The organism is Helicobacter pylori (assembly GCF_015904775.1).
Lineage (GTDB): Bacteria > Campylobacterota > Campylobacteria > Campylobacterales > Helicobacteraceae > Helicobacter > Helicobacter pylori_DM.
On the sequence record NZ_JADZNC010000005.1, the window covers coordinates 78,579 to 105,168 of the forward strand.

The window sequence follows — 26,590 nt, forward strand, 5'->3', positions numbered from 1 at the left end:
TAGGCATGGCAGAAGAACAAGAAAATACCGCGCAACAACCCCAAAAAAAAAGCAAAGCCCTTTTATTTGTCATCATTGGAAGCGTGCTAGTGATGCTTTTATTGGTGGGGGTGATTATCATGCTGCTTATGGGGAATAAGGAAGAATCTAAAGAAAACGCTTCTAAAAACACCCAAGAAGTTCAAGCTAATCCTATGGCGAACAAGAATCAAGAAGCCAAAGAAGGCTCTAATATCCAGCAATATTTGGTGCTTGGGCCTTTGTATGCGATTGATGCGCCTTTTGCGGTGAATTTGGTCTCTCAAAATGGCAGACGCTACCTTAAGGCTTCTATTTCGTTAGAATTGAGTAATGAAAAGCTTTTAAATGAAGTCAAGGTTAAAGACACAGCGATTAAAGACACGATTATAGAAATTCTGTCATCTAAAAGCGTGGAAGAAGTGGTTACCAATAAAGGCAAAAACAAGCTTAAAGATGAAATTAAGAGCCATTTGAATTCGTTTTTGATTGATGGCTTTATTAAAAATGTCTTTTTCACTGATTTTATCATCCAATAATTTTAAATGGTTGGCATAGATATTGTCTCTATTGCTAGGGTAGAAAAGTGCGTGAAACGCTTTAAAATGAGGTTTTTAGAGCGTTTTTTATCCCCAAGTGAGATTGTTTTATGCAAGGATAAATTTAGCAGTATCGCCGGGTTTTTCGCGCTTAAAGAGGCTTGCTCTAAAGCCCTTCAAGTGGGCATTGGTAAGGAGTTGAGCTTTTTAGACATGCATATTTCTAAAAGCCCTAAAAACGCCCCCTTAATCACCCTTTCCAAAGAAAAAATGGATTATTTCAACATCCAAAGCTTGAGCGCGAGCATCAGCCATGACGCTGGTTTTGCGATAGCGGTTGTGATGGTTTCTTCGTCAAATTGATAAATAACGCATTCTAAAACTCCCGTAACATTCTGTTTTAAAAAACGCTTAGCGGCTTGTTTAAAAAACACTAAAAACCTTTTTCAAATCGTTTTGATAACAAATTGTAAATAAATAAAATCAAACTTCAAAATTTAAGTTAATTATAATAATTATTGTTATAGTATGCATCGGTTTGAATTAAATGAGAAAGGTTATCATAATGAATGGTTATTTGAGGGTAAAAACCCCGTATTTTTTAGCGTCGGTCGTTTTGACTTTTTGGACTTTTAATTCTTTGGTGGGCGCAAAAGATAAGCACTATTTTTTAAAAAAAGTTACAACCACCGAGCAAAAATTCAATTCCAGAACACCGCTTTCATATCAAAGCGAAGAAGTGCGTAATTCCACAAGCTCTCGCACGGTGATTTCCAACAAGGAACTCAAAAAAACGGGGAATTTGAATATTGAAAACGCTTTGCAAAACGTGCCAGGGATTCAAATCAGAGACGCTACAGGCACGGGCGTGTTGCCTAAAATTTCGGTGCGCGGTTTTGGTGGGGGCGGTAACGGGCATAGCAATACGGGCATGATTTTAGTCAATGGTATCCCCATTTATGGCACGCCGTATTCCAATATTGAATTGGCGATTTTCCCTGTTACTTTCCAGTCAGTGGATAGGATTGATGTGATTAAGGGGGGAACGAGCGTCCAATACGGCCCTAACACTTTTGGAGGCGTGGTGAATATCATCACCAAAGAAATCCCTAAAGAGTGGGAAAATCAAGCGGCTGAAAGGATCACTTTTTGGGGGCGATCCTCTAATGGGAATTTTGTAGATCCCAAAGAAAAAGGCAAGCCCTTAGCCCAAACTTTAGGCAATCAGATGCTGTTTAACACTTATGGGCGAACGGCTGGGATGTTGGGTAAGTATATAGGAATTAGCGCCCAAGGCAATTGGATTAATGGGCAAGGTTTCAGGCAAAACAGCCCTACAAAGGTGCAAAACTACTTGCTTGATGCGGTTTATAAGATTAATGCGACCAATACTTTTAAAGCTTATTACCAATATTATCAATACAATTCTTACCATCCAGGCACTTTGAGCGCGCAAGATTATGCTTATAACCGCTTCATTAATGAGCGCCCTGACAATCAAGATGGAGGGCGAGCCAAGCGCTTTGGGATCGTGTATCAAAATTATTTTGGCGATCCGGATAGGAAAGTGGGGGGAGATTTTAAATTCACTTATTTCACGCATGACATGAGCAGGGATTTTGGCTTTTCCAACCAATACCAAAGCGTGTATATGAGCAGTCAAAATAAGATTTTACCCTTTAAAGGAAAAGGAAAAATTAGCGCGAAAAACCCTAATTGCGGTTTGTATTCTTATAGCGACACGAATAGCCCTTGCTGGCAATTTTTTGATCAGATCCGCCGCTTCGTGGTGAATGCCTTTGAGCCAAAACTCAATCTCGTTGCCAATACCGGTAAAATCAAACAAACTTTTAACATGGGAATGCGGTTTTTAACCGAAGATTTATACCGCCGATCCACCACCAGGAAAAACCCTAGCATGCCTAATAATGGCAGTGGGTTTGATGCAGGAACTTCACTCAATAATTTCAACAATTATACCGCCGTGTATGCCAGCGATGAAATCAATTTCAATAACGGCATGCTAACGATCACGCCGGGCTTGAGATACACTTTTTTAAATTACGAAAAAAAAGACACTCCCCCTTTTAAAGCAGGCCAAACAGGAAAAACCATTAAAGATCGTTATAACCAATACAATCCGGCGCTAAATGTCGGCTATAAACCCATTAAGGATTGGTTGTTTTATTTCAATTATCAAAGAAGCTACATCCCGCCCCAATTCAGCAATATCGGTAGTTTTGTAGGCACAAGCACGGATTATTTTCAAATCTTTAATGTCATGGAAGGCGGCTCAAGATATTATTTTAACAATCAAGTGAGTTTTAACGCGAATTATTTTGTGATTTTTGCGAATCATTATTTTACCGGGCGCTATGGGGATAATAAAGAGCCGGTCAATGCGAGATCGCAAGGCGTGGAGCTGGAATTGTATTACACGCCAATTAGGGGGCTTAATTTCCATGCGGCTTACACTTTTATAGACGCTAATATCACCAGCCACACAATGGTTACTAACCCCGCTAATCCTAAAGGGCCTAAAAAAGATATTTTTGGCAAAAAACTCCCTTTTGTCAGCCCGCACCAATTCATTTTAGACGCGAGCTACACTTACGCTAAAACCACGATTGGGTTAAGCTCTTTCTTTTATAGCCACGCTTATAGCGATGTGTTAAACACCGTGTCTTTTACAGAATACGCGCCCACGATCAAAAACGGAGCTATCGTTACCAAAACAGCGGGCATGACGCCATACTATTGGGTGTGGAATTTGCAAATTTCTACCACTTTGTGGGAACTCAAAAAGCAAAGCGTTAGTGCGAGCTTGCAAATCAATAACATTTTTAACATGAAATATTGGTTTAGCGGGATAGGCACTAGCCCTAACGGGAAAGAAGCCGCGCCTCCTAGGAGCATCACAGCGTATGTGAGCTATAATTTTTAATTTTAGGGTTGTAATGTTTTGAGAAGTTGGGTGTAAAAAATGATATTTTGTTTTAAATACTCTCTTAGAGCGCGGTAATTAGGGCAAAAGATTTTTACGCAACGCCAGAAATTTTTGGAATGGTTTTTGTGGATCGTGTGGGCGAGTTCATGGATGATGACATAATCAATCGCTTCTTTTTGGGCGCAAACCAATAATAATGCAAAACTCAAGCGGTTATGATAAGAGCAGCTCCCTAAAACTTTAGCGTTGTTTCTAATGCTGAAATGGGTGTATGAAGTTTGCATTTTTTGAGCGATCAAAGGGAGTTTTCGCTCCAAATAAGTTTTTAAGATTTTTTTAAGATCTGTTAGGGTGTAATCGTTGGCGTTTTTCACCTCATCAAACACAAGGATTTTGTTTTGATAGGTTTCTAGGCGCGAGTGTAAGAGGGAGTGTTTTTCTTGCATGCTTAAAAAGGTTTTTTTTAGCCAAGCTTCTTGTTCTTTTAGAAAAGCATGCACTCTAGCTTGAGAGCAAGAATCAGGCATTTTGAGAATCACTTCTAAAGAGGGCGTGATATTCAAGCTCAGGGTTTTAATTTTTTCACTTTTTTGAATGGTAATAGGAATATCATCTAACATGGTGCGTATTTTACTAAAATTTGCGCTAGAATGTGAGTCTGTTTAATATTGATTTTATTTGCATTAAGAATTAAGGCTAACATGCGTGTTTTTATTATTCATTTAAGCCCCAAAACCTGTCAAAATTTTTCTTTAAAAGAAACTCATATAACCCCCCTTTTAGAGAGCCTTAAACTTCAAGGGATCTCTTATGAAATTTTTGATGCGATCTATTCTAAAATCTCTCCCACTCAATTACACCCCTTGATTTTGGAGCATTTGCACCCTTCTTTTGTGATTGAAGATTTATGGGCTTTTTGTAAGAATGAAAAACACCCCCCTTGCGCGTTAAAAAATTTCTTTTACGCGCTCAAGCATTGCGGGAAGAGGATGGGGTTTGGGGAGCTTGGGTGCTATGCGAGCCATTATTCATTGTGGCAAAAATGCATAGAACTCAATGAAGCGATCTGTATTTTAGAAGATGATATTATTATAAAAGAGCGTTTTAAAGAGAGCTTAGAGTTTTGTTACCAACACATCAACGAATTAGGCTATATCCGTTTGATGCATTTAGAAGAAAATGTGGCTAAACAAAAAACTCTTATTAAAGGGGTTTCTCAAATCTTAAATTTTAAAGATGGCATTGGCACTCAAGGGTATGTTTTAGCCCCAAAAGCCGCGCAAAAATTGTTGAAATACAGCGCGAAAGAATGGGTGATGCCTATAGATTGCGTGATGGATAGGCATTATTGGCATGGGGTCAAAAACTATGTGTTAGAAGAATTTGCGATTGCTTGCGATGGAATGAACACTCAAAACTCCAACACAGAAAAACAAAGGCCTAAAAAATTACCTTTAAGCATTAGGATTGGCCGTTTTTTGCATAAAAGCACGCTTAAACAATGGAATGTTTTGAGATCATTTTTCCCCCATCAATAATCAAGTAATAATCGTTATTAAACATGCTATATTTGTTGTTTTTATAACACTTAATAATTGAATAAAACTAGGGAGTTAGAATGATCTTAAAACGAGTTACTGAAGCTTTAGAAGCGTATAAAAATGGCGAAATGCTTATTGTTATGGATGATGAAGACAGAGAAAATGAGGGGGATTTGGTTCTAGCTGGGATTTTTTCCACCCCTGAGAAAATCAATTTCATGGCCACGCATGCTAGGGGGTTGATTTGCGTGTCTTTGACCAAAGATTTAGCGAAAAAATTTGAATTACCCCCTATGGTTAGCGTGAATGATTCTAATCATGAGACCGCTTTCACGGTGTCCATTGACGCTAAAGAAGCCAAAACTGGGATTTCTGCTTTTGAAAGGCATTTAACGATTGAATTATTGTGTAAAGACACCACCAAACCGAGTGATTTTGTGCGCCCAGGGCATATTTTCCCTTTGATCGCCAAAGATGGAGGCGTTCTAGCGCGCACCGGTCATACTGAAGCGAGCGTGGATTTGTGCAAATTAGCCGGATTAAAGCCCGTGAGCGTGATTTGTGAAATCATGAAAGAAGATGGCTCTATGGCGAGGAGAGGGGATAAATTTTTGAGCGACTTTGCCCTTAAACATAATCTTAAAACCCTCTATGTTTCTGATTTGATTAGCTATCGTTTGGAAAATGAAAGTTTATTGAAAATGTTTTGCCAAGAAGAGAGAGAATTTTTAAAACACCAAACGCAATGCTACACTTTTTTAGACCACCAGCAAAAAAACCATTACGCTTTTAAGTTTAAAGGTGCAAAAACCAATGATTTAGCCCCTTTAGTGCGTTTCCACCCTATCAAAGAGGATTTTGATTTTTTAACGACTGACGCGTTTGAAGTGTTTTTTAAAGCGTTAGAATATTTGAAGCGCGAAGGGGGTTATTTGATCTTTATGAACACCCATTCTAAAGAAAACAATATCGTTAAAGATTTTGGGATCGGGGCGTTGGTGTTAAAAAATTTAGGGATAAAGGATTTTAGGCTTTTAAGCTCTTCTGAAGACAGGCAGTATAAGGCTTTGAGCGGGTTTGGGCTTAAGCTTGTAGAAACGATTAGCCTTTGAGGCTTGTTAAGTTTTATTGAATGTGTTGTAATGTTTTTAAGATATAATAAACTCTTTTTAAGTCAAGCAATAAAGTTTGCAACCTGATGAGAGTAATAATAGAGTTTATGCTGATTTCATTAAAAACATTCCTAAAAATATTATTGAAAATATTCCTAAAAACCTTCCAAAAGATTTGGATGGTTTGCGTTATTATTTGGGGGTTAGGCTGTAGTTTTTTAAACGCCAACAGCATTCAATTAGAAGAAACGCTCAAACGAAGCCCTAAAAATCTTATTTGGCAACACTTTAAAAAGAAGTTTAAAAAGAGCAACACGATCCCTTATGCCCCAAATAGCCGTTGGAAATATCTAGGCGCAAGTATAGGGATTTTGGGCGTGTCGTTGGTGATAGGGATTGTGGGGTTATATCTCATGCCAGAGAGCGTAACGAATTGGGATAGAGAAAAGTTTGGGATCAAAAGTTGGTTTGAAAATGTCCGCATGGGGCCAAAACTAGACAATGATAGTTTTATTTTTAATGAAATTTTGCACCCTTATTTTGGGGCTATGTATTATATGCAACCGCGCATGGCTGGGTTTAGTTGGATGGCTTCAGCGTTTTTTTCTTTTATCACTTCCACGCTTTTTTGGGAATATGGCTTGGAAGCGTTTGTGGAAGTGCCTAGCTGGCAGGATTTGGTGATCACGCCTTTATTAGGCTCCATTTTAGGGGAAGGGTTTTACCAGCTCACGCGCTATATCCAACGCAATGAAGGCAAGCTTTTTGGCTCTTTATTTTTAGGGCGTTTAGTTATCGCTCTTATGGATCCTATCGGTTTTATCATTAGGGATTTAGGGCTTGGGGAAGCTTTAGGGATTTATAATAAACATGAAATCCGTTCTAGTTTAAGCCCCAATGGTTTGAATTTGACTTACAAATTTTAAGAATTTAAAATTTAAGAAAATTATAAAGAGTTTTGATAGAATACCTTTTTTTAAAAGACGCGTTTTAAAACTAATTTTAGGAGTATCCTTGAAACGATTAGAAGTCTCTAACCAAGCCAAATTACCCACTCAATTTGGGGAGTTTTATATCCAATGTTTTAGAGAAAAGGGTTCTAATGGCTCTAAAGATCATTTAGTCATTTTCACCCCTAATTTTTCTCAAAACCCTTTAGTGCGTTTGCATTCAGAATGCTTAACGGGTGATGCTCTAGGCTCTCAAAAATGCGATTGCGGGGGGGCGTTGCAAATGGCGTTAGAAAGGATTTCTAAAGAAGGGGGGCTAGTGATTTATTTGCGCCAAGAAGGGCGTGGGATAGGGCTATTTAACAAAGTCAATGCCTACGCTTTACAGGATAAAGGCTATGATACCATTCAAGCCAATGAAATGATAGGGTTTAAAGACGATGAAAGGGATTATAGTATTGCGGGTGAGATTTTAGAATATTACCATATTAAAAAAATGCGCTTGCTCACGAACAACCCTAAAAAAATCGCCGCTTTAGAAAAATACGCTGAGGTAACAAGGGAGAGCTTGATCGTGTGTGCTAATGAACACAATCAAGGGTATTTGGAAGTCAAAAAGCTCAAAATGGGGCATTTATTGTGAAAACTAAAAGCGCTTTTCAAAGAGGTTTTAAAAATATTAAAATCATGCTTTAAAAGATTGAATATAAGGGTAAATGATGGTAGAAGTGCGGTTTTTTGGACCCATAAAAGAAGAAAATTTTTTCATCAAAGCGAATGATTTGAAAGAATTAAGAGCGATTTTACAAGAAAAAGAGGGCTTAAAAGAGTGGTTGGGCGTTTGCGCGATAGCCCTTAATGATCGTTTAATAGACAATTTAAACACGCCTTTAAAAGATGGCGATGTGATCAGTTTGTTGCCACCGGTTTGTGGAGGCTAGGTGTTAAAAATCATTCAAGGGGCATTAGATACTAGCGAGCTTTTGAAAGCCTACCAAGAGGAAGCTCGCATTAAAAACTTTGGAGCGTTTTGTGTGTTTGTGGGGATTGTGAGAAAAGAGGGTAACATTCAAGGCTTGAGTTTTGATATTCATGAAGCACTATTAAAGACTTGGTTTGAAAAATGGCACCATAAAGCCAAAGATTTGGGCGTGGTGTTAAAAATGGTGCACAGCCTGGGCGATGTTTTGATAGGACAAAGCTCATTTTTATGCGTTTTAATGGGAAAGAATAGAAAAAATGCCTTAGAACTATACGAAGATTTTATTGAAGATTTTAAGCGTAACGCTCCTATTTGGAAATACGATTTGATTGATAATAAACGCATTTACGCTAAAGAAAGAAGCCACCCTTTAAAAGGGAGTGGGCTTTTAGCTTAAAAAGGAGTTCAAATGCAAACGATTCATATAGGCGTTTTGAGCGCAAGCGACAGAGCGTCAAAAGGGATTTATGAAGATTTAAGCGGGAAAGCGATACAAGAAGTGTTGAGCGAATATCTGCTCAATCCTTTAGAATTTCATTATGAAATTGTCGCTGATGAAAGGGATTTGATTGAAAAATCGCTCATTAAAATGTGCGATGAATACCAATGCGATCTAGTCGTTACTACAGGAGGCACAGGCCCTGCTTTAAGAGACATAACCCCAGAAGCCACAGAAAAAGTGTGCCAAAAAATGCTTCCTGGTTTTGGAGAGCTTATGCGAATGACTAGTTTAAAATACGTGCCTACAGCGATCCTGTCGCGCCAGAGCGCTGGCATTAGGAATAAGAGTTTGATCATTAATCTTCCTGGTAAGCCAAAAAGTATTAGAGAATGCTTAGAAGCGGTTTTTCCAGCGATTCCTTATTGCGTGGATTTGATTTTAGGGAATTATATGCAAGTGAATGAAAAAAACATTCAAGCGTTTCGCCCCAAACAATGAGGTAAAAAATGCCGCTCACTCATTTGAATGAAGAAAATCAGCCTAAAATGGTGGATATAGGGGATAAAGAAACCACTGAAAGAATCGCTCTAGCGAGCGGTCGTATTAGCATGAATAAAGAGGCTTATGACGCTATTATCAATCATTGCGTTAAAAAGGGTCCGGTGTTACAAACCGCTATTATTGCTGGGATCATGGCGGCTAAAAAGACAAGCGAGCTCATCCCCATGTGCCATCCAATCATGCTCAATGGGGTGGATATTGATATTTTAGAAGAAAAAGAGACTTGCAGTTTTAAACTCTATGCGAGAGTCAAAACTCAAGCTAAAACGGGCGTAGAAATGGAAGCGCTAATGAGTGTGAGCGTAGGGCTTTTAACCATTTATGACATGGTGAAAGCCATTGATAAGAGCATGACAATTAGCGGTGTGATGTTAGAATATAAGAGTGGAGGCAAAAGCGGGGATTATAACGCTAAAAAATAGAAAAAAACTAATAATCTAAAGATGTTAGGGTAAAATAACATTTTGACAACAAAAGCGTGTTGGTTGCTTCGTGTTTGTTGTTATGGAAGTCTAAAATATTACAATCAAGGATAGAACGATGAAAACAAATGGTCATTTTAAGGATTTTGCATGGAAAAAATACCTTTTAGGTGCGAGCGTGGCGGCTTTATTAGTGGGGTGCAGCCCGCATATTATTGAAACCAATGAAGTCGCTTTGAAGTTGAATTACCATCCAGCTAGCGAGAAAGTTCAAGCGTTAGATGAAAAGATTCTACTTTTAAGGCCAGCTTTCCAATATAGCGATAATATCGCTAAAGAGTATGAAAACAAATTCAAGAATCAAACCACGCTTAAGGTTGAAGAGATCTTGCAAAATCAGGGCTACAAGGTTATCAATGTGGATAGTAGCGATAAAGACGATTTTTCTTTTGCACAAAAAAAAGAAGGGTATTTGGCTGTCGCTATGAATGGCGAAATTGTTTTACGCCCCGATCCTAAAAGAACCATACAGAAAAAATCAGAACCTGGGTTATTATTCTCCACCGGTTTGGATAAAATGGAAGGGGTTTTAATCCCGGCTGGGTTTATTAAGGTTACTATACTAGAGCCTATGAGTGGGGAATCTTTAGATTCCTTTACGATGGATTTGAGCGAGTTGGACATTCAAGAAAAATTCTTAAAAACCACCCATTCAAGCCATAGCGGAGGGTTAGTTAGCACTATGGTTAAGGGAACGGATAATTCTAATGATGCGATCAAGAGCGCTTTGAATAAGATTTTTGCAAATATCATGCAAGAAATAGACAAAAAACTCACTCAAAAGAATTTAGAATCTTATCAAAAAGACGCCAAGGAATTGAAAAACAAGAGAAACCGATAAAGACAAATAACGCATAAGAAAAGAACGCTTGAACAAACTGCTTAAAAGGGGGTTTTTAGCGTTTTTTTTGAGCGTGTATTTAAAGGCTGATGATTTGGTTACTTATACGATCGCCAAAGAAGAAGATCTAGGATACCAGCGGTTTTTAGCCAAGAAGTGTTTAAGGGGTAAAACCCACCCTCCATGTTTTGCTGAGTCTAAAAAGCCCAAAAAAAAACTTTTTAACATAGACAAAAGCTCCCACTATTATGGCACAAGCGTGGTGCAAATGTCATGGCTACAGAGCAGGGAAAAATTTGAAAACCATTCAAAATACCGAGACATTCCTTTTGCTGAAGTCAGTTTGATTTATGGCTATAAACAATTTTTTCCTAAAAAAGAGCACTATGGTTTCCGCTTTTATATTTCTTTGGATTACGCTTATGGCTTTTTTCTTAAAAATAAAGGCGCATTAGGCGATAGTTTGAGGGAGAGTTCGCAAATCCCTAAAAGCTATAGAGAAAAGTTACAAAGAAAAGAGACTTTTATCAACACTATTTTTTATGGCGTGGGGGCTGACTTTTTATACAAACGCGCTTTTGGAACGCTGATTTTAGGGATGAATTTCGTGGGAGAAACCTGGTTTTATGAAACAAAGATTTTTAAAAAGTGGGCTAAAGATCCTTCAAGCGTTTATCACCCTTACATGTTTCAAGTGATGTTAAATGTAGGGTATCGTTACCGCTTTTCAAGGTATAAGAATTGGGCGATAGAATTTGGCGCGCGCATCCCTTTTTTAACCAATGATTATTTTAAAACCCCTTTATACACCCTTCATTTCAAGCGCAATATTTCTGTCTATCTCACTTCAACTTATGATTTTTAGTTTTTTCAATTTTTGAAAACTAGAATTAAAACCGCTTTTTATAAACCAGAATTAAAACAAATTAAGCTATAATGATACAAAAATTTAATTTTTTAGCCATTAAGGAAAAAAATGAATCTTGAAGTGAAAAAGATTGACACCGCTAACGCCCGTTTGAGCGCTAAACTTTCCATTGAAAATTTAGAGAAGCGTTATGATAAGATCGCTCAAAAAATCGCCCAAAAAGTTAAAATTGATGGCTTTAGAAGAGGTAAAGTCCCCCTTAGTTTAGTGAAAACCCGTTATCAAGCCCAAATTGAACAAGACGCTCAAGAAGAAATGATTCAAGAGGTTTTAAAAAACGCTTTTAAGGAATTAGGGATTGAAAATAAGGATCTCATCGGCAGCCCCAATCTCACTAAATTTGAAAAAAAAGACACGCATTTTGAAATAGAAGCGGATATTGGCTTAAAACCCACGATTGTTTTAGACAACATCAAGGAGTGTGTGCCTAGCGTGGGAGTGGAAATCCCCAATGAAGAAAAAGTTAATGAGCGTTTGAAACAGCTCGCTAAAGACTATGCAAAATTTGTGGATACTAACACTCAAAGAAAAGCTCAAAACGACGATAAATTAACGATTGATTTTGAAGGCTTTATAGATAATGCGCCTTTTGAAGGGGGCAAGGCTGAGAATTTCAGTTTGATTTTAGGCAGTAAGCAAATGCTAGAAGATTTTGAAAAGGCCCTTTTAGGCATGCAAGCGGGCGAAGAAAAAGAATTCCCTTTGACTTTCCCTAGCGAATACCACGCAGAGCATTTGGCCGGCAAAGAAGCCCTTTTTAAAGTGAAATTGCACCAGATTCAAGCGCGTGAAGTGTTAGAAATCAATGACGAACTCGCTAAAATCGTGTTGGCTAATGAAGAGAATGCGAATTTAAAGCTTTTAAAAGAAAGGGTTGAGGGGCAGTTGTTTTTAGAAAATAAAGCCAGGCTCTATAACGAAGAGCTGAAAGAAAAATTGATTGAAAATTTAGATGAAAAGATTGTTTTTGATTTGCCTAAAACGATCATAGAGCAAGAAATGGATTTGTTGTTCAGGAATGCTCTTTATTCCATGCAAGCTGAGGAAGTCAAGTCCTTACAAGAAAGTCAAGAAAAAGCCAAAGAAAAGCGTGAGAGCTTTAGGAATGATGCGACAAAAAGCGTGAAAATCACTTTTATCATTGACGCTTTAGCGAAGGAAGAAAAAATTGGCGTGCATGACAATGAAGTCTTTCAAACCTTGTATTATGAAGCGATGATGACAGGGCAAAACCCAGAAAATCTCATTGAGCAATACCGCAAAAATAACATGTTAGCGGCGGTGAAAATGGCGATGATTGAAGATAGGGTGTTAGCTTATTTGTTGGATAAAAACCTGCCTAAAGAACAACAAGAAATTTTAGAGAAAATGAGGCCCAACGCTCAAAAAACTCAAGTGGGTTGAACGGCTAAAAAGGAGAGATGATGGGATACATTCCTTATGTAATAGAAAATACAGAGCGTGGCGAACGCAGTTATGATATTTACTCACGCCTTTTAAAGGATCGCATCGTTTTATTGAGCGGTGAGATTAACGATAGCGTGGCGTCTTCTATCGTGGCCCAACTCTTGTTTTTGGAAGCCGAAGATCCTGAAAAAGACATTGGCTTGTATATCAATTCTCCCGGTGGGGTGATAACGAGCGGTCTTAGCATTTATGATACGATGAATTTTATCCGCCCTGATGTTTCCACGATTTGCATCGGTCAAGCGGCTTCTATGGGGGCGTTTTTATTAAGCTGTGGGGCTAAGGGCAAGCGCTTTTCATTGCCTCATTCAAGGATTATGATCCACCAGCCTTTAGGGGGGGCTCAAGGGCAAGCGAGCGATATTGAAATCATTTCTAACGAAATTCTCAGGCTTAAGGGTTTGATGAATTCTATTTTGGCTCAAAACTCAGGGCAGAGTTTGGAGCAAATCGCTAAAGACACGGATAGGGATTTTTATATGAGCGCTAAAGAAGCTAAAGAGTATGGCTTGATTGATAAAGTGTTACAGAAAAATGTGAAGTGATTGCATGGCGTTATTAGAGATTATCCATTACCCTTCTAAAATTTTAAGAACGATTTCTAAAGAGGTCGTTTCTTTTGATTCAAAACTCCACCAACAGCTAGATGACATGCATGAGACTATGATCGCTAGTGAGGGGATAGGCTTAGCCGCTATTCAAGTGGGCTTGCCTTTAAGGATGCTCATTATCAATCTCCCGCAAGAAGACGGCGTGCAACACAAAGAGGATTGCCTAGAAATCATTAACCCTAAATGGATAGAAACTGAGGGGTCAATGATGTATAGAGAAGGGTGCTTGTCTGTGCCGGGGTTTTATGAAGAGGTGGAGCGCTTTGAAAAAGTTAAAATAGAGTATCAAAACCGCTTCGCTGAAGTGAAAATTTTAGAAGCGAGCGAACTTTTAGCGGTAGCCATTCAGCATGAGATAGATCACCTTAATGGCGTGTTGTTCGTGGATAAATTATCCATTTTGAAGCGTAAGAAATTTGAAAAAGAACTCAAAGAGCTGCAAAAACAACAAAAACACAAGTAACAACCATGATTAACACGATATTTTGCACGACCATGCAAAGGGGGGTGGCAGAAATCGTGGCTGTGGAAGCGACTTTCACAAGGGCTTTGCCGGCGTTTGTGATTTCAGGCTTGGCTAATAACTCTATCCAAGAAGCTAAACAGAGGGTCCAATCGGCTTTACAAAATAACGATTTCACTTTCCCGCCTCTAAAAATCACCATCAACCTTTCCCCCTCAGATTTGCCTAAATCCGGGAGCCATTTTGACTTGCCTATCGCTCTTTTAATCGCTTTGCAAAAACAAGAGTTGGCTTTTAAAGAGTGGTTTGCTTTTGGAGAGTTAGGGCTTGATGGCAAGATCAAACCCAATCCTAACATTTTCCCCATGCTTTTAGACATTGCCATTAAACGCCCCCATGCTAAAGTCATTGCGCCTAAGGCGAATGAAGAGCTTTTTTCGCTCATCCCTAATTTGCAATGCTTTTTTGTGGATCATTTTAAAGAAGCGTTAGAAATCTTGCAAAACCCTGAAATCAAAGCAGACACCCACACGAAAAAACTACCCTTTAAAACGATAGAATTGAACGATAAAGAGTATTATTTTTCAGACGCCTATGCCTTAGATTTTAAAGAAGTTAAGGGGCAAGCTGTCGCTAAAGAAGCCGCTTTGATCGCTAGCGCTGGGTTTCATAACTTGATTTTAGAGGGAAGTCCAGGGTGTGGGAAAAGCATGATCATTAATCGCATGCGCTATATTTTGCCTCCCTTAAGCCTGAATGAAATCCTAGAAGCGACAAAATTACGCATTTTAAGCGAGCAAGACAGTGCCTATTACCCCTTAAGGAGCTTTAGAAACCCTCACCAAAGCGCTTCAAAATCCAGCATTTTAGGCTCAAGCTCTTTAAGAGAGCCAAAACCCGGCGAAATCGCGTTAGCACATAACGGCATGCTTTTTTTTGATGAATTGCCTCATTTTAAAAAGGATATTTTGGAAGCTTTAAGAGAGCCTTTAGAAAACAATAAATTAGTGATCTCACGAGTGCACAGCAAGATTGAATACGAAACCTCTTTTTTATTTGTGGGGGCTCAAAACCCTTGTTTGTGCGGGAATTTGCTTAGCGCTACCAAAGCATGCCGTTGCCAAGACAGAGAAATCATGCAGTATAAAAACCGCTTGAGCGAGCCTTTTTTGGATAGGATTGATTTGTTTGTGCAAATGGAAGAGGGGAATTATAAAGACACGCCATCGCATTCTTGGACTTCAAAAGAGATGCATGAACTGGTATTATTAGCTTTCAAACAGCAAAAGTTAAGGAAACAGAGCGCTTTTAATGGTAAGCTTAACGAAGAGCAGATAGAACGATTTTGCCCTTTAAACGCTGAAGCAAAAAAGTTGTTAGAGCAGGCGGTTGAAAGGTTTAATCTGTCCATGCGTTCTGTCAATAAGGTTAAAAAAGTCGCTAGGACGATTGCGGATTTAAACGCTTGCGAGGATATAGAAAAATCTCACATGCTTAAAGCGCTGAGTTTTAGAAAGATTTCTTAAAAGGATTTTTATAAGGGAGAGAAAATGCAAGAATACCACATTCACAATTTGGATTGCCCTGATTGCGCGGCTAAATTAGAAAGGGATTTAAACAAACTGGACTATGTGAAAAAGGCTCAAATCAATTTCAGCACCAGTAAGTTGTTTTTGGACACGAGCGATTTTGAAAAAGTTAAGGCTTTTATCAAGCAAAATGAACCGCATTTGAGCCTGTCTTTTAAAGAGGCTACAGAAAAGCCCTTGAGTTTTACCCCACTCATCATTACGATCGCTGTCTTTTTAGGCGCGATTTTAATCTTACACCTAAACCCTAGCCCTTTGATTGAAAAAGCGGTGTTTGTGGTGCTCGCTTTAGTGTATCTAGTGAGCGGTAAAGATGTGATTTTAGGGGCGTTTCGTGGGCTTAAAAAAGGGCAATTTTTTGATGAAAACGCTTTGATGCTCATTGCGACTATTGCGGCTTTTTGCGTGGGGGCTTATGAAGAGAGCGTGTCTATTATGGTGTTTTATTCAGCGGGCGAATTTTTGCAAAAACTCGCTATCGCTCGCTCTAAAAAATCCCTTAAGGCTTTAGTGGATGTCGCTCCTAATTTGGCTTATTTGAAAAAGGGCGATGAATTAGTGAGCGTTGCGCCTGAAGATTTAAGAATTAATGACATTGTGGTGGTGAAAGTCGGCGAAAAAGTGCCTGTGGATGGCGTGGTAGTTAAGGGCGAAAGTTTGCTAGATGAAAGGGCGTTGAGTGGGGAGTCCATGCCTGTTAATGTCAGCGAACGCTCCAAAGTTTTAGGGGGGAGCTTGAATTTAAAGGCGGTCCTTGAAATCCAAGTAGAGAAACTTTATAAAGATTCTTCTATCGCTAAAGTGGTGGATTTAGTCCAACAGGCTACGAATGAAAAGAGCGAAACGGAGAAATTTATCACTAAATTTTCACGCTACTACACCCCAAGCGTTTTATTCATTGCTTTAATGATCGCTATATTACCGCCCTTGTTTTCTATGGGGAGCTTTGATGAGTGGATTTATAGGGGGCTTGTGGCTTTAATGGTGAGCTGCCCTTGTGCGTTAGTGATTTCTGTGCCTTTAGGGTATTTTGGGGGCGTGGGAGCGGCGAGCCGAAAGGGCATTTTAATGAAAGGCGTGCATGTTTTAGAGGTGCTTACCCAAGCTAAAAGCATCGCCTTTGATAAAACCGGCACTTTGACTAAAGGCGTTTTTAAAGTAACAGATATTGTGCCGCAAAACGGGCATTCTAAAGAAGAAGTTTTGCATTACGCTTCTTGTTCGCAGCTCTTATCCACGCACCCGATCGCTTTATCCATTCAAAAAGCATGCGAAGAAATGTTAAAGGACGATAAGCACCAGCATGACATTAAGAATTACGAAGAATTGAGCGGGATGGGGGTTAAAGCGCAATGCTATACGGATTTAATCATCGCAGGGAATGAAAAAATGCTCGATCAATTCCATATCGCGTACAGCCCTTCCAAAGAAAACGGCACGATCGTGCATGTGGCTTTTAACCAAACTTATATAGGCTATATCGTCATTAGCGATGAGATTAAAGATGACGCCATAGAGTGCTTAAGGGATTTAAAAGCACAAGGGATAGAAAATTTTTGCATTTTGAGCGGGGACAGAAAAAGCGCGACTGAAAGCATCGCTCAAACTCTAGGCTGTGAATATCATGCGAGCTTGTTGCCTGAAGAAAAAACGAGCGTGTTTAAAACCTTTAAAGAGCGCTATAAAGCCCCGGCGATTTTTGTAGGCGATGGCATCAATGACGCTCCAACTCTAGCGAGCGCTGATGTGGGGATTGGCATGGGGAAAGGCTCAGAGTTGAGCAAACAAAGCGCGGACATTGTGATCACTAATGACTCCTTAAATTCATTAGTGAAAGTTTTAGCGATCGCTAAAAAAACGAAAAGCATTATTTGGCAAAATATTTTGTTTGCTTTGGGGATTAAGGCGGTTTTTATCGTGCTAGGGCTTATGGGGGTAGCGAGCTTGTGGGAAGCGGTCTTTGGCGATGTGGGGGTTACGCTTTTAGCCTTAGCCAATTCCATGCGCGCGATGAGGGCTTAATGATCTTATCATCAAAGAGTTAGAAGAGGGGCAAAATGCATAAAATAGAGCGCTTACTCCAAACCTTAGTGCCTAAGGGGGTGGGGTTTAGGAAGTTGGGGGAGGTTCTAGAATACGATCAACCCAATAAATATTGCGTAACAAGTAAAGAATTTGATAAAAGTTATCCTACTCCCGTTTTAACCGCAGGAAAAACCTTTATTTTAGGTTATACAAATGAAAAAGACAATATTTATCAAGCGAGTAAAAGCTCTCCGGTTATCATCTTTGATGATTTCACAACAGCGACCCAATGGGTTGATTTCCCTTTCAAAGTAAAATCAAGCGCTATGAAAATCTTACTCCCAAAAAACCCTACAATCAACATTAGATTTATCTTTTTTTACATGCAAACTATTCCTTATAATATCGGTGGGGAACATGCAAGGCATTGGATTTCTCGCTATTCTCAATTAGAAGTCCCCATCCCGCCCCTAGAGATCCAACAAGAGATCGTTAAGATTTTGGACGCTTTCACAGAATTAAACACAGAATTAAACACAGAATTAAACACAGAATTAAACACAGAATTAAACACAGAATTAAACACAGAATTAAACGCGCGAAAAAAGCAATATCAGTATTACCAAAACATGCTTTTAGACTTTAACGACATCAACCAAAGCCATAAAGACGCTAAAGAAAGATTAGCGCAAAAACCCTACCCTAAACGCTTGAAAACCTTACTCCAAACTCTAGCGCCTAAGGGGGTGGAGTTTAGGAAATTGGGGGATATTGGGGAATTTTATGGCGGACTTGTTGGAAAAAGTAAAAAATCTTTCTCTCAAGGGAATAAATTTTATGTTCCTTATGTCAATGTTTTTAATAATCCACAATTAGATCTAAATGCTTTAGAAAGCGTTCAAATAGGGGATAAAGAAAAACAAAATACAATTCAATTAGGCGATGTGCTTTTTACTGGTTCATCTGAAAATTTAGAGGATTGTGCGATGTCTTGCGTAGTTACTCAAAAGATTGAAAAAGATATTTATCTTAATAGTTTTTGTTTTGGTTTTAGATTTTTTGATGAGAATTTATTTAATCCATCGTTTCTTAAACATTTTTTAAGAGACTACAATTTTAGGAAAAATATTTCAAAAGTTGCTAATGGTGTAACACGCTTCAATGTTTCAAAGCAATTACTTTCTCAAATAACAATCCCCATCCCGCCCCTAGAGATCCAACAAGAGATCGTTAAGATTTTGGATCAATTTTCAATTTTAACCACCGATTTATTAGCCGGTATCCCCGCTGAAATAAAAGCTAGGAAAAAGCAATACGAATATTACCGAGAAAAACTACTGACTTTCAAACCCCTAACCCCAAATAAAGAACAAAGAGCTTGCGTAAGCAAGTGATAGCCTCTTGAAAAAAAGCGGTCTTGGGGGGTTAGGGGGATCTTAAGGGGGTTGTAGGGGGAGAATTATTTCAAAATACCCCCCTATCCCCTTATAAAATGAGTTTTAAATAAAATTTTAAAATGAGTTTTAAAATGACAAAACAAAGCAACCAAAAGCCCGTTTTTAAAAATAAAAGTTTTAGTATCACAGAGCCAAAAATAGCGTAATAAAAAAATTTAAAATTCTAACGCTTTTTTAAAAACAAGCCCTAAAATAGGCGATAAAGCGTTTTTTTGATGGCTATTTTTTGCTAGGCGTTTTAACAAACCCTTAAAGGGTTGTTATTTAAAGAGGGTTTAAAGCTTCCACACGATTTCGGTGAAAATATGGCTCCTGTCTTGATCGGTGGCGGGTTGGCTGTCTAATTTTGGCCCGTTCCACCCCATTTTATAGCCTTGATGCATCAACACATTATAATATTCAAATTTAATGTCGGCTGAGAAATTTTTAGTGAATTTATAGCCCAAGTTGAGCGATAGGACTTGTTCGTTCGCCCTAGGCCCATAAGTCAAACGCCCTAATAAACCCCAAAGGAATTTCCTATGCACCCCACCGCCAAAGGCAAACACGGTAAAAGCGTTCGCATCCATCATGTAAGACAAAGAGTTAAGGGTGTTTGCATAAACGGTGTTCGTCCAAAAGTCAAAGCCCAAGCGGTTACCATGGTAGCCTATCATCCAGTTAGCGTTCCCAAAGGATTTATAAATCCCAAAACCAAAATTGTATTCATTCCATTCAAATTTTTGTTTGATCATCAAGCTGTGCGCGTTCTTACCGGCTGGCATGCCAAATTGATAGGTGCCCCAAAACCTTTTAGCATAAAAGGGATTAAGCACGGTAACATCTGTTTGAGAGCGAAACCCTAATCCAGTGAAAGTGGGGTTACTATCATAGGTGATCGTGAAGTTGGGGTCGTATTCGTTAAAGGGCGAAAAATAGACGAAAGGCTGAATGCTGAAACCCTTGTAATTCCAAATGATATAAAAGGCATGCACCCCAGGGTTTATGGTTTGCCCGTTTTTAAGGGTGTAGGTTTTAGGCGAATAGAAATTATAAAGCCACTCGTTATAGGCAAAGCCACGACCAAACGAGCTAAACCACCAGAATTTGAAATTCCCTAAATTTAAGGTCATGTCCAAGCCTTGGTTGTAACCACTCATGTAATCCGCTGGGGATTCGTACCTCCCGCCCCTAATTTCAAAAATATCCTTGTAGTTGTAGCGCAAGTAAGCGTTATAAATCACATAATTTCTGGTGTGATCGGCATAGGTTTTTGCACAAGTGGAAGCCGCTAAAGCTTCTTGATTAGACAACTGCGTCATTTCAGCTTGAGTTATCTTATCGTATTGGTCTTGAGTCAAATTCCCTGTGGCTAACCCGCAACTAGCCCATGGTTTTTGCCCTACAAGACCGCCCCAATAGCCCACATAGTTCCAAGTCATAGCCCCATAGGGTTTTCCTGTAACTTCGTTAATAAAATCCTTAGTGGTATCATAAATTACAGCACCCCCCCAACCCCCAAGACTCCCGTCTAAATGGTGCCCGTTAGCCGTAGCGCTTTTGGGCAAGAGCTCCGTAAAATCCACTTGCATGTAAGCCATGACCGTCATAAAGGTTTCGGTAGGGTAAAGCCCTTTATTAGTGTTGATAGGTTTGTTATTGAAACCGACTTTAGAGAAACTTTCAGCACCCGCTTTAATTTTAGCGATTTTACCCAAATCAAAAGCTTGACTTTGAGAAGAGAGTAAAAAAAGAAGCGTTGCGATATTTTTAGCAGATGCAACTTTATAGTTCATGCGTTTAACCTTTAGTATAAACCAAAAAATCTAAATAGAGTAATCCAACACCATTCAAAGAAAATTTTTTCTTACAGATCTTAAACATCTAATCAGTCTGTTCATCTTCCGTCCTTTTTTCTACGAAGTCCGACTTACAAAGTTAATTCTTAACTAAGTCGTGCGTTAATACTAGCATAATATTATGGTTTTTTTTAATTTTGAGAATAAAATTTTTCTTTGTTAGTCAAATATGGACAATCAAAGCCTTATTTCATCTCAATATTATTTAATTTTTTAATTTATTCATTCCTTAACACGCTTAAAGCGTCAATAGTAGAAGCTTTTTTAGACGGATAATAAGAAGAAAGCCCTACGATAATCACAGAGCCTATTAAAGTGAGCGTAAAATCCATTAAAGACAAATCTAAAGGCAAAGTGTTAATGCCATAGACATCCGCCGGGAGCGAAATGATAGGGAACACGCTTAAAAGATACATGCTGATAAACGCTAAAACCACCCCAAGAATCACACCGCCCAAACCAATGATATTACCCAAATAAAAAAAGGTTTTTTGGATTTCTTTCTGGCTGCTCCCCATGCTAAAGAGTAGGGCGATTTCTTTACGCCTGTTCATCACCACCATTAAAAGCGAGCTGATGATATTCAAAGACGCCATTAAAATAATGAGCATGAGCACAATGAATAACGCTCTTTTTTCTAATTCCATCGCCGAGAAAAAATTCCCATTTTGTTGCCACCACCCTTCAATGCCTATGCCATGGTGGTTGATCGTTTTTAAAGCGTTGCGTAAATTTTCAATATCCTTCATGGGCGTTTTAGAATAGACATGCACCCCATCATAAAGCCCTAAGGGTAACCTCCTGATCGCGCTTATGGCTTGAAGGCTCGCATACATGTAACTCATGTCATAAGATTTTAGCCCTGAATCAAAATCGCCTTTGATAGTAAAACGCTTCATGATAGGGGAGAGCGTGAGACCTGTTGGCTCTAGTTCGGTGAAAAACAAATCGGCTTTTTGATTGAGATCTAAATTCAAGCTGTATCTCAAGCTTTTCCCCACGATCAAATTAAAAGGGTTTTTAAAAAGATCGTTTGTATTGGTGTTTTTTAAAGCGTCGTTTAAAACTTCATTGATGCGCCTTTCTTTAGAAAAATCAACCCCAAACACCACGCCACCATTCATGGAATGCGTGCTTTTAATCAGGCTTTGAGTTTGCAAATAGGGGCTAAAAAGCAAATTAGGGAACTTTTTTTCTAAAGCTTGAACCACTTCTTCGCTGATCCCATAAGGGCTTGTGGTATAGAGCGTTAAGGGGTAGTTCATCACAAAAAGCTTTTTTTCAAATTCCTTACTCATGCCGTTCATGATCGCCATAGCCACAATCAAAACCATCACGCCAACCGCCACGCCAAAAAAGGCTAATAAAGCGGTGATACTAATAAATGGCTGGCTTTTATCAAAACGCAAATAACGCTTGATAAGGAAAAAGATTAAGGATCTATTTGGCAAATAAGCCCTTTTTAGGCCCGCTTTTAGCGCAACAATCTTTGTATTTTTTGCCGCTCCCGCAAGGGCAAGGCTCGTTTCTTTTAGGGGTTTTAGAAAAAGCTTTCATGGACATATTCAAATCTTCATCTAAAGTTTCTTCATGGCGGTAAGTTACGCTCTCATGCTCTCTTTCTTCGCTAAAGTTATCCAAATAACGCTCCGCATCGCTAGAATCTTGCTCATTTTCAAACTGGATCTTAGAAAAGGTTTTGATCGCTTCTATTTTAATGTCTTCAATGAGTTCTAAAAAGAGGTTATAACTCTCTTTTTTGTATTCTACAAGAGGGTCTTTTTGGTTATAGCCTCTCAAATTGATACCGGTTTTGAGATTATCCATCGTGTAAAGGTGCTCTCGCCATGCGTTGTCTAAAATCTGCAAATACACGATGCGTTCAATCCGGCTTCTTTGTTCGCTATCCAAAACTTTCATTTTGTTTTCATAATCGCTTTTTAATTTTTCAGCCACAAACTTTTCAATAGGAGCGGCTTTTTTTAAATCTTCTAATGCAACATGAGCGTTAAAATCTTCTTTTAAGACGTTTTTAAGCCCTAAAAGTTCCTCTTCAGACAGGTTTTGATGGTCAAAGGCTTTGAGTTTAGAAAAGATTTGATTGAGCGCGTATTCTCTGTTTTCAGCGATTTTAGCGCTAATATCGTAATTAACATCTAATAATTCATCTCTAAATTTATACACGCTTTTTCGTTGCTCATTAGCGACATCATCGTATTCTAACAAATGCTTACGGCTTTCAAAATGCAAGTTTTCCACTTTTTTTTGCGCGTTTTCCACCGCTCTTGTTACAAGCTTGGATTCAATGTGTTCGCCGTCTTTAAGCCCTAATTTTTCCATCACCCCCTTAATCCTATCACTCCCAAAAATGCGTAACAGATTGTCTTCTAAACTCAAATAAAATTGGCTTATTCCCGGATCACCCTGGCGCCCGCTTCGCCCCCTTAATTGGTTGTCAATCCTGCGGCTCTCATGCCTTTCAGTGCCAATGATATACAGCCCCCCAAGCTCTTTAACTTCATCAGTGAGTTTAATATCAACGCCCCTACCTGCCATGTTAGTCGCAATCGTAACCGCCCCCTTAAGCCCGGCGTCTTTGATGATTTCAGCTTCTTTGGTGTGCTGCTTGGCGTTTAAAACGGTGTGAGGGATGCGTTCTTTTTTGAGTAAAGCGTGCAGGGTTTCACTCTTTTCAATGCTAGCCGTGCCAACTAGAACGGGCTGTCCCTTATCGTGCAATTCTTTAATCTTAAGGATCACGGCGTCAAATTTTTCTTTTTCACTCTTATAGATGAGATCGTTCAAATCTTTTCGCTTGATCGCTAGATTAGTAGGGATAGACACTACTTCTAAATTGTAGATTTCTAAAAATTCTGTGGCTTCGGTTTGAGCCGTGCCTGTCATGCCTGAAAGTTTAGAAAACATCCTGAAATAATTTTGGAAAGTAATATCGGCTAAGGTTTGGCTCTCTTCTTTAATGCTCACGCCCTCTTTAGCCTCTAAAGCCTGGTGTAAGCCCTCACTAAAGCGCCTCCCCTCAGACAAACGGCCGGTAAATTCATCTACAATCACCACTTCATTATTGGCTACAATATAATCTTTATCAATAAAAAAGAGGTAGTTCGCTTTCAAAGCTTGGTCTAAATGGTGCGATAAGGCGGCGTTTTCAATCTTGTATAAATTATCCACGCCAAAGAGGTTTTCGGCTTTTTTAATCCCCTCTTCAGTGATTAAAATCGCGCGGTTTTTTTCATCTATGGTGAAATCGGTTTCCACTTGCATGCTTTTAGCGACTTCATCAGCCTTGTTGTAATTTTCCATGCGCCTATCCACAGGCCCTGAAATGATTAAAGGGGTTCTCGCTTCATCAATTAAAATGGAATCCACCTCATCAACAATAGCGAACGCATGGGATTTTTGCACTTTATGTTCTAAAGAATATTTCATGTTATCCCTTAGATAATCAAAGCCAAATTCATTATTAGTGCCATAAACAATGTCTTTAGAATAAATTTCTAAGCGTTCATCATCATCTCGCACGCTCGCAGTGATCGTGCCTACGCTATAACCTAAGAATTGATACAACGGCTCCATTTCTTTAGAATCCCTATGGGCTAGGTAATCATTAACGGTTACCACATACACGCTCTCGCCCTTTAAAGCGTTCAAAGCCACCGCTAAAGTAGCGACTAAAGTCTTACCCTCCCCGGTTTTCATTTCAGCGATTTTGCCATCGTTTAAGACCATGCCCCCAATGAGTTGCACGTCAAAATGGCGCATCTTTAAGATCCTTTTGCTCGCTTCTCTAGTGATGGCAAAACTTTCTGGTAAAACTTCTAAAAGGGTTTTTTCTTGCAAATCTTTTTCTGTGGATCGCACGCGTTTTTTTAACTCTTCAAAAGCGTTTTGCAACTCATCATCGCTCATTTTTTCATAAGTAGGCTCTAAAGCATTGATAGTTAGGACTTGTTTTTTGTATTGTTTGATCCAGCGATCGTTTCTGGTGCCAATGATTTTTCCAATTATTGCTTTTATCATAGTAGTAATAACCTTATTAAGAGTGCTTTAATCTTATTTATTTTATTAAAGCGTCAGTTTTTAATCCCATTTTAGCATGGATAAAATAAAAGTCATGTAAAATAAAGGGTTTTATTGAGATGAGAGATTGTTTTAAGGTTTGGATAATGAAAGCTTTTTTAAAGATTTTAATGGTTTTGATTTTTATGAGCGTTGCTTACGCTAAAAATCCTTCAACGCTTTCTAAAGAAGAAGAGGTTTTAAAGCATTTGCAAAGTTTTAGCGCGCATTTCAAGCAGGTTTTAAAAAATGAAAAACCCTTAGTTTATTACGGGGTTTTAAAGGCTAAAGCCCCTAATTGGGCTTTATGGGTTTATGAAAAGCCTTTAAAAAAAGAAATTTACATGAACGATAAAGAAGTGGTAATTTATGAGCCTAATTTGTTTCAAGCGACCATCACGCCCTTAAAAGACAAGACGGATTTTTTCACCATTCTCAAGCGCTTAAAAAAGCAAGATGACGGCTCTTTTAAAACGACTATCAACAAAACCACTTATCGTTTGATCTTCAAAGACGGCAAGCCTTTTTCATTGGAATTTAAAGATGGAATGAACAATCTTGTAACGATCACTTTTTCTCAAACAGAAATTAACCCCACCATTGCTAATGAAATCTTTGTTTTTAAGCCTAAAGATGAAAACATTGATATTGTGCGCCAATGATTTTTGATGACTCATTGCATTTTGTTAGCAAAAGTTGGCTAAAATAGACAAGCTTTTAAAATTATGGGGCTGACTTGGATTTCGACAGATTTCTTGTCGCACAGACAGCATGCCAAGTGCTGCTTGTAAAACAGCAACAAAAATAACTGTAAACAACACAGATTACGCTCCAGCTTACGCTAAAGTTGCGTGAGTTAATCTCCTTTTGGAGCTGGACTGATTAGGATTTCTAGCGTTTTAATCACTCCATAACCTTAAGCTAGACGCTTTTAAAAGGTGGTTCGCCTTTTAAACTAAGAAATAAGAACTCTTGAAACTACCTCAAGGTTTTAGAAAGTTGGACCAGAGCTAGTTTTAAGGCTAAAAAACCAACCAATTTTCTAAGCATTGTAGAAGTTTGTGTTTAGGGCAAGATTTTTGGACTGGGGTTCGATTCCCCACAGCTCCACCATATTAAAAAGTATCATTTTTAAGCGTATTTAAGGAAGGTAAATGCAGAAGTTTTTCTCTCGTTTTAGAAGGTGGGCGTTGCCCTTTTATTTTGTGAGCGCTTTAGCAGCGATTGATATTGATGAAGTAACAGAAGCTCAAGCCAACAGCATTAAATTAAGCGATCAGCTGGTAAGCCTGAGCGATAAGCTTTTAGAAAAAGCGGTTGATAGGGGGCGCAATACCGATCACTTAAAAGATCTTAACGATTTGCATGAAAAAATCAAACATTTGCGCTTGATCTTAGAGCCTAAACCTAAGGATAAAGAAAATAATCCTAACTTAAAAGATCATCAAGGCTCTGAAACGATTGAAATCGGCGAAGCGATTAAAAAGGCTTTAGGCGATCCGGTATTCCCCCAAGACGCGCTAGACGCCGCTTTGCAAATTGACAAACAGCTGGATTCTTTCAAGCAAGACAATTTGATTGATGTTAAGCCCTTAAAAGATGTTTTATCCCAACTAGAAGCCGAATTGAGAAAAGCCATTAATTTCCAAAAACAATGGCTCAATTCTACCAAGCCTAACTAATAGGGTTTAAAAAAAGAATTTCACGCTAACTATAAGGT

25 protein-coding genes and 1 other RNA gene are annotated in these 26,590 nt (G+C 38.8%); 22 read left to right on the forward strand and 4 right to left on the reverse strand.

Annotated features, from left to right (window positions below; genetic code table 11):
• Positions 1-5: 5 nt before the first annotated feature.
• The 3 genes from fliL (at position 6) to I6852_RS04345 (ending at position 3,501) form a co-directional block, all read left to right on the forward strand.
• Positions 6-557, forward strand: coding sequence for a flagellar basal body-associated protein FliL (gene fliL, locus I6852_RS04335; RefSeq protein WP_000797032.1), 552 nt, complete (start codon positions 6-8; stop codon positions 555-557).
• A gap of 6 nt (positions 558-563) precedes the next feature.
• On the forward strand, positions 564-920 hold the full coding sequence (gene acpS, locus I6852_RS04340; RefSeq protein ID WP_197291298.1) for a holo-ACP synthase: 357 nt from the start codon (positions 564-566) through the stop codon (positions 918-920).
• A 202-nt stretch (positions 921-1,122) separates the two neighbouring features.
• Positions 1,123-3,501, forward strand: coding sequence for a TonB-dependent receptor family protein (locus tag I6852_RS04345; protein WP_197291297.1), 2,379 nt, complete (start codon positions 1,123-1,125; stop codon positions 3,499-3,501).
• Between the two features lie 2 nt (positions 3,502-3,503).
• Here the strand turns inward: I6852_RS04345 and I6852_RS04350 are convergent, their stop codons facing one another.
• Positions 3,504-4,124, reverse strand: a complete 621-nt coding sequence (locus I6852_RS04350; RefSeq protein ID WP_197291296.1) for a M48 family metallopeptidase — start codon at positions 4,122-4,124, stop codon at positions 3,504-3,506.
• 81 nt (positions 4,125-4,205) lie between these two features.
• Here I6852_RS04350 and I6852_RS04355 point away from each other — a divergent pair, with 81 nt between their 5' ends.
• The 16 genes from I6852_RS04355 to I6852_RS04430 all read left to right on the forward strand — a co-directional run bounded on the left by I6852_RS04355 (position 4,206) and on the right by I6852_RS04430 (position 18,892).
• Positions 4,206-5,042 (forward strand): glycosyltransferase family 25 protein, encoded by an 837-nt coding sequence (locus I6852_RS04355; protein WP_197291295.1) that lies wholly within the window; start codon positions 4,206-4,208, stop codon positions 5,040-5,042.
• Positions 5,043-5,122: 80 nt separating this feature from the next.
• Positions 5,123-6,157: a bifunctional 3,4-dihydroxy-2-butanone 4-phosphate synthase/GTP cyclohydrolase II gene (locus I6852_RS04360; RefSeq protein ID WP_120908047.1), complete on the forward strand. Its 1,035-nt coding sequence runs from the start codon at positions 5,123-5,125 to the stop codon at positions 6,155-6,157.
• Between the two features lie 179 nt (positions 6,158-6,336).
• Positions 6,337-7,083, forward strand: coding sequence for a DUF3943 domain-containing protein (locus tag I6852_RS04365; protein WP_231626120.1), 747 nt, complete (start codon positions 6,337-6,339; stop codon positions 7,081-7,083).
• Positions 7,084-7,171: 88 nt separating this feature from the next.
• Positions 7,172-7,750, forward strand: a complete 579-nt coding sequence (ribA, locus tag I6852_RS04370) for a GTP cyclohydrolase II (RefSeq protein WP_000825057.1) — start codon at positions 7,172-7,174, stop codon at positions 7,748-7,750.
• A gap of 76 nt (positions 7,751-7,826) precedes the next feature.
• Positions 7,827-8,048 carry a MoaD/ThiS family protein gene (locus I6852_RS04375; protein WP_000230575.1) on the forward strand — a complete coding sequence of 74 codons (222 nt, stop codon included), beginning with the start codon at positions 7,827-7,829 and terminating at the stop codon, positions 8,046-8,048.
• Positions 8,049-8,486 carry a molybdopterin synthase catalytic subunit gene (locus I6852_RS04380; RefSeq protein WP_197291294.1) on the forward strand — a complete coding sequence of 146 codons (438 nt, stop codon included), beginning with the start codon at positions 8,049-8,051 and terminating at the stop codon, positions 8,484-8,486.
• Between the two features lie 12 nt (positions 8,487-8,498).
• Positions 8,499-9,029 (forward strand): molybdopterin adenylyltransferase, encoded by a 531-nt coding sequence (gene mog / locus I6852_RS04385; protein ID WP_001193314.1) that lies wholly within the window; start codon positions 8,499-8,501, stop codon positions 9,027-9,029.
• An 8-nt stretch (positions 9,030-9,037) separates the two neighbouring features.
• A complete protein-coding gene (gene moaC, locus I6852_RS04390; RefSeq protein ID WP_165557959.1) occupies positions 9,038-9,514 on the forward strand; it encodes a cyclic pyranopterin monophosphate synthase MoaC in 477 nt (158 codons plus the stop codon).
• Positions 9,515-9,632: 118 nt separating this feature from the next.
• Complete coding sequence (gene hpaA, locus I6852_RS04395) at positions 9,633-10,415, forward strand: flagellar sheath lipoprotein HpaA (protein WP_197291293.1); 783 nt, start codon at positions 9,633-9,635, stop codon at positions 10,413-10,415.
• Between the two features lie 28 nt (positions 10,416-10,443).
• Positions 10,444-11,280: an outer membrane protein gene (locus tag I6852_RS04400; RefSeq protein ID WP_197291292.1), complete on the forward strand. Its 837-nt coding sequence runs from the start codon at positions 10,444-10,446 to the stop codon at positions 11,278-11,280.
• Between the two features lie 111 nt (positions 11,281-11,391).
• Positions 11,392-12,747, forward strand: a complete 1,356-nt coding sequence (tig, locus tag I6852_RS04405; protein ID WP_197291291.1) for a trigger factor — start codon at positions 11,392-11,394, stop codon at positions 12,745-12,747.
• 20 nt (positions 12,748-12,767) lie between these two features.
• Complete coding sequence (clpP, locus tag I6852_RS04410; protein ID WP_000540576.1) at positions 12,768-13,355, forward strand: ATP-dependent Clp endopeptidase proteolytic subunit ClpP; 588 nt, start codon at positions 12,768-12,770, stop codon at positions 13,353-13,355.
• A 4-nt stretch (positions 13,356-13,359) separates the two neighbouring features.
• A complete protein-coding gene (def, locus tag I6852_RS04415) occupies positions 13,360-13,884 on the forward strand; it encodes a peptide deformylase (protein WP_197291290.1) in 525 nt (174 codons plus the stop codon).
• Between the two features lie 5 nt (positions 13,885-13,889).
• Positions 13,890-15,410, forward strand: coding sequence for a YifB family Mg chelatase-like AAA ATPase (locus I6852_RS04420; protein WP_197291289.1), 1,521 nt, complete (start codon positions 13,890-13,892; stop codon positions 15,408-15,410).
• A gap of 24 nt (positions 15,411-15,434) precedes the next feature.
• On the forward strand, positions 15,435-17,495 hold the full coding sequence (locus I6852_RS04425) for a heavy metal translocating P-type ATPase (RefSeq protein WP_197291288.1): 2,061 nt from the start codon (positions 15,435-15,437) through the stop codon (positions 17,493-17,495).
• Between the two features lie 35 nt (positions 17,496-17,530).
• Complete coding sequence (locus I6852_RS04430; RefSeq protein ID WP_197291287.1) at positions 17,531-18,892, forward strand: restriction endonuclease subunit S; 1,362 nt, start codon at positions 17,531-17,533, stop codon at positions 18,890-18,892.
• Positions 18,893-19,230: 338 nt separating this feature from the next.
• On the opposite strand, the gene hofF is transcribed toward I6852_RS04430, so the two are convergent.
• The 3 genes from hofF to secA all read right to left on the reverse strand — a co-directional run bounded on the left by hofF (position 19,231) and on the right by secA (position 24,831).
• Positions 19,231-20,730 (reverse strand): outer membrane beta-barrel protein HofF, encoded by a 1,500-nt coding sequence (hofF, locus tag I6852_RS04435; protein ID WP_197291286.1) that lies wholly within the window; start codon positions 20,728-20,730, stop codon positions 19,231-19,233.
• 281 nt (positions 20,731-21,011) lie between these two features.
• The gene (locus I6852_RS04440; RefSeq protein WP_139520751.1) at positions 21,012-22,244 is read right to left on the reverse strand and encodes an ABC transporter permease; all 1,233 of its coding nucleotides are present in this window, start codon (positions 22,242-22,244) and stop codon (positions 21,012-21,014) included.
• Complete coding sequence (secA, locus tag I6852_RS04445; protein WP_197291285.1) at positions 22,234-24,831, reverse strand: preprotein translocase subunit SecA; 2,598 nt, start codon at positions 24,829-24,831, stop codon at positions 22,234-22,236. Before secA ends, I6852_RS04440 begins: the two co-directional genes overlap by 11 nt.
• A 146-nt stretch (positions 24,832-24,977) precedes the next feature.
• Here secA and lolA point away from each other — a divergent pair, with 146 nt between their 5' ends.
• The 3 genes from lolA (at position 24,978) to I6852_RS04460 (ending at position 26,552) form a co-directional block, all read left to right on the forward strand.
• Positions 24,978-25,532 (forward strand): LolA-like outer membrane lipoprotein chaperone, encoded by a 555-nt coding sequence (gene lolA, locus I6852_RS04450; RefSeq protein WP_197291284.1) that lies wholly within the window; start codon positions 24,978-24,980, stop codon positions 25,530-25,532.
• A 65-nt stretch (positions 25,533-25,597) separates the two neighbouring features.
• Positions 25,598-25,983, forward strand: a transfer-messenger RNA (tmRNA) gene (ssrA, locus tag I6852_RS04455).
• Between the two features lie 41 nt (positions 25,984-26,024).
• Entirely contained in the window at positions 26,025-26,552 is a 528-nt protein-coding gene (locus tag I6852_RS04460; protein WP_197291283.1) for a hypothetical protein, read from the forward strand.
• Positions 26,553-26,590 lie beyond the last annotated feature (38 nt).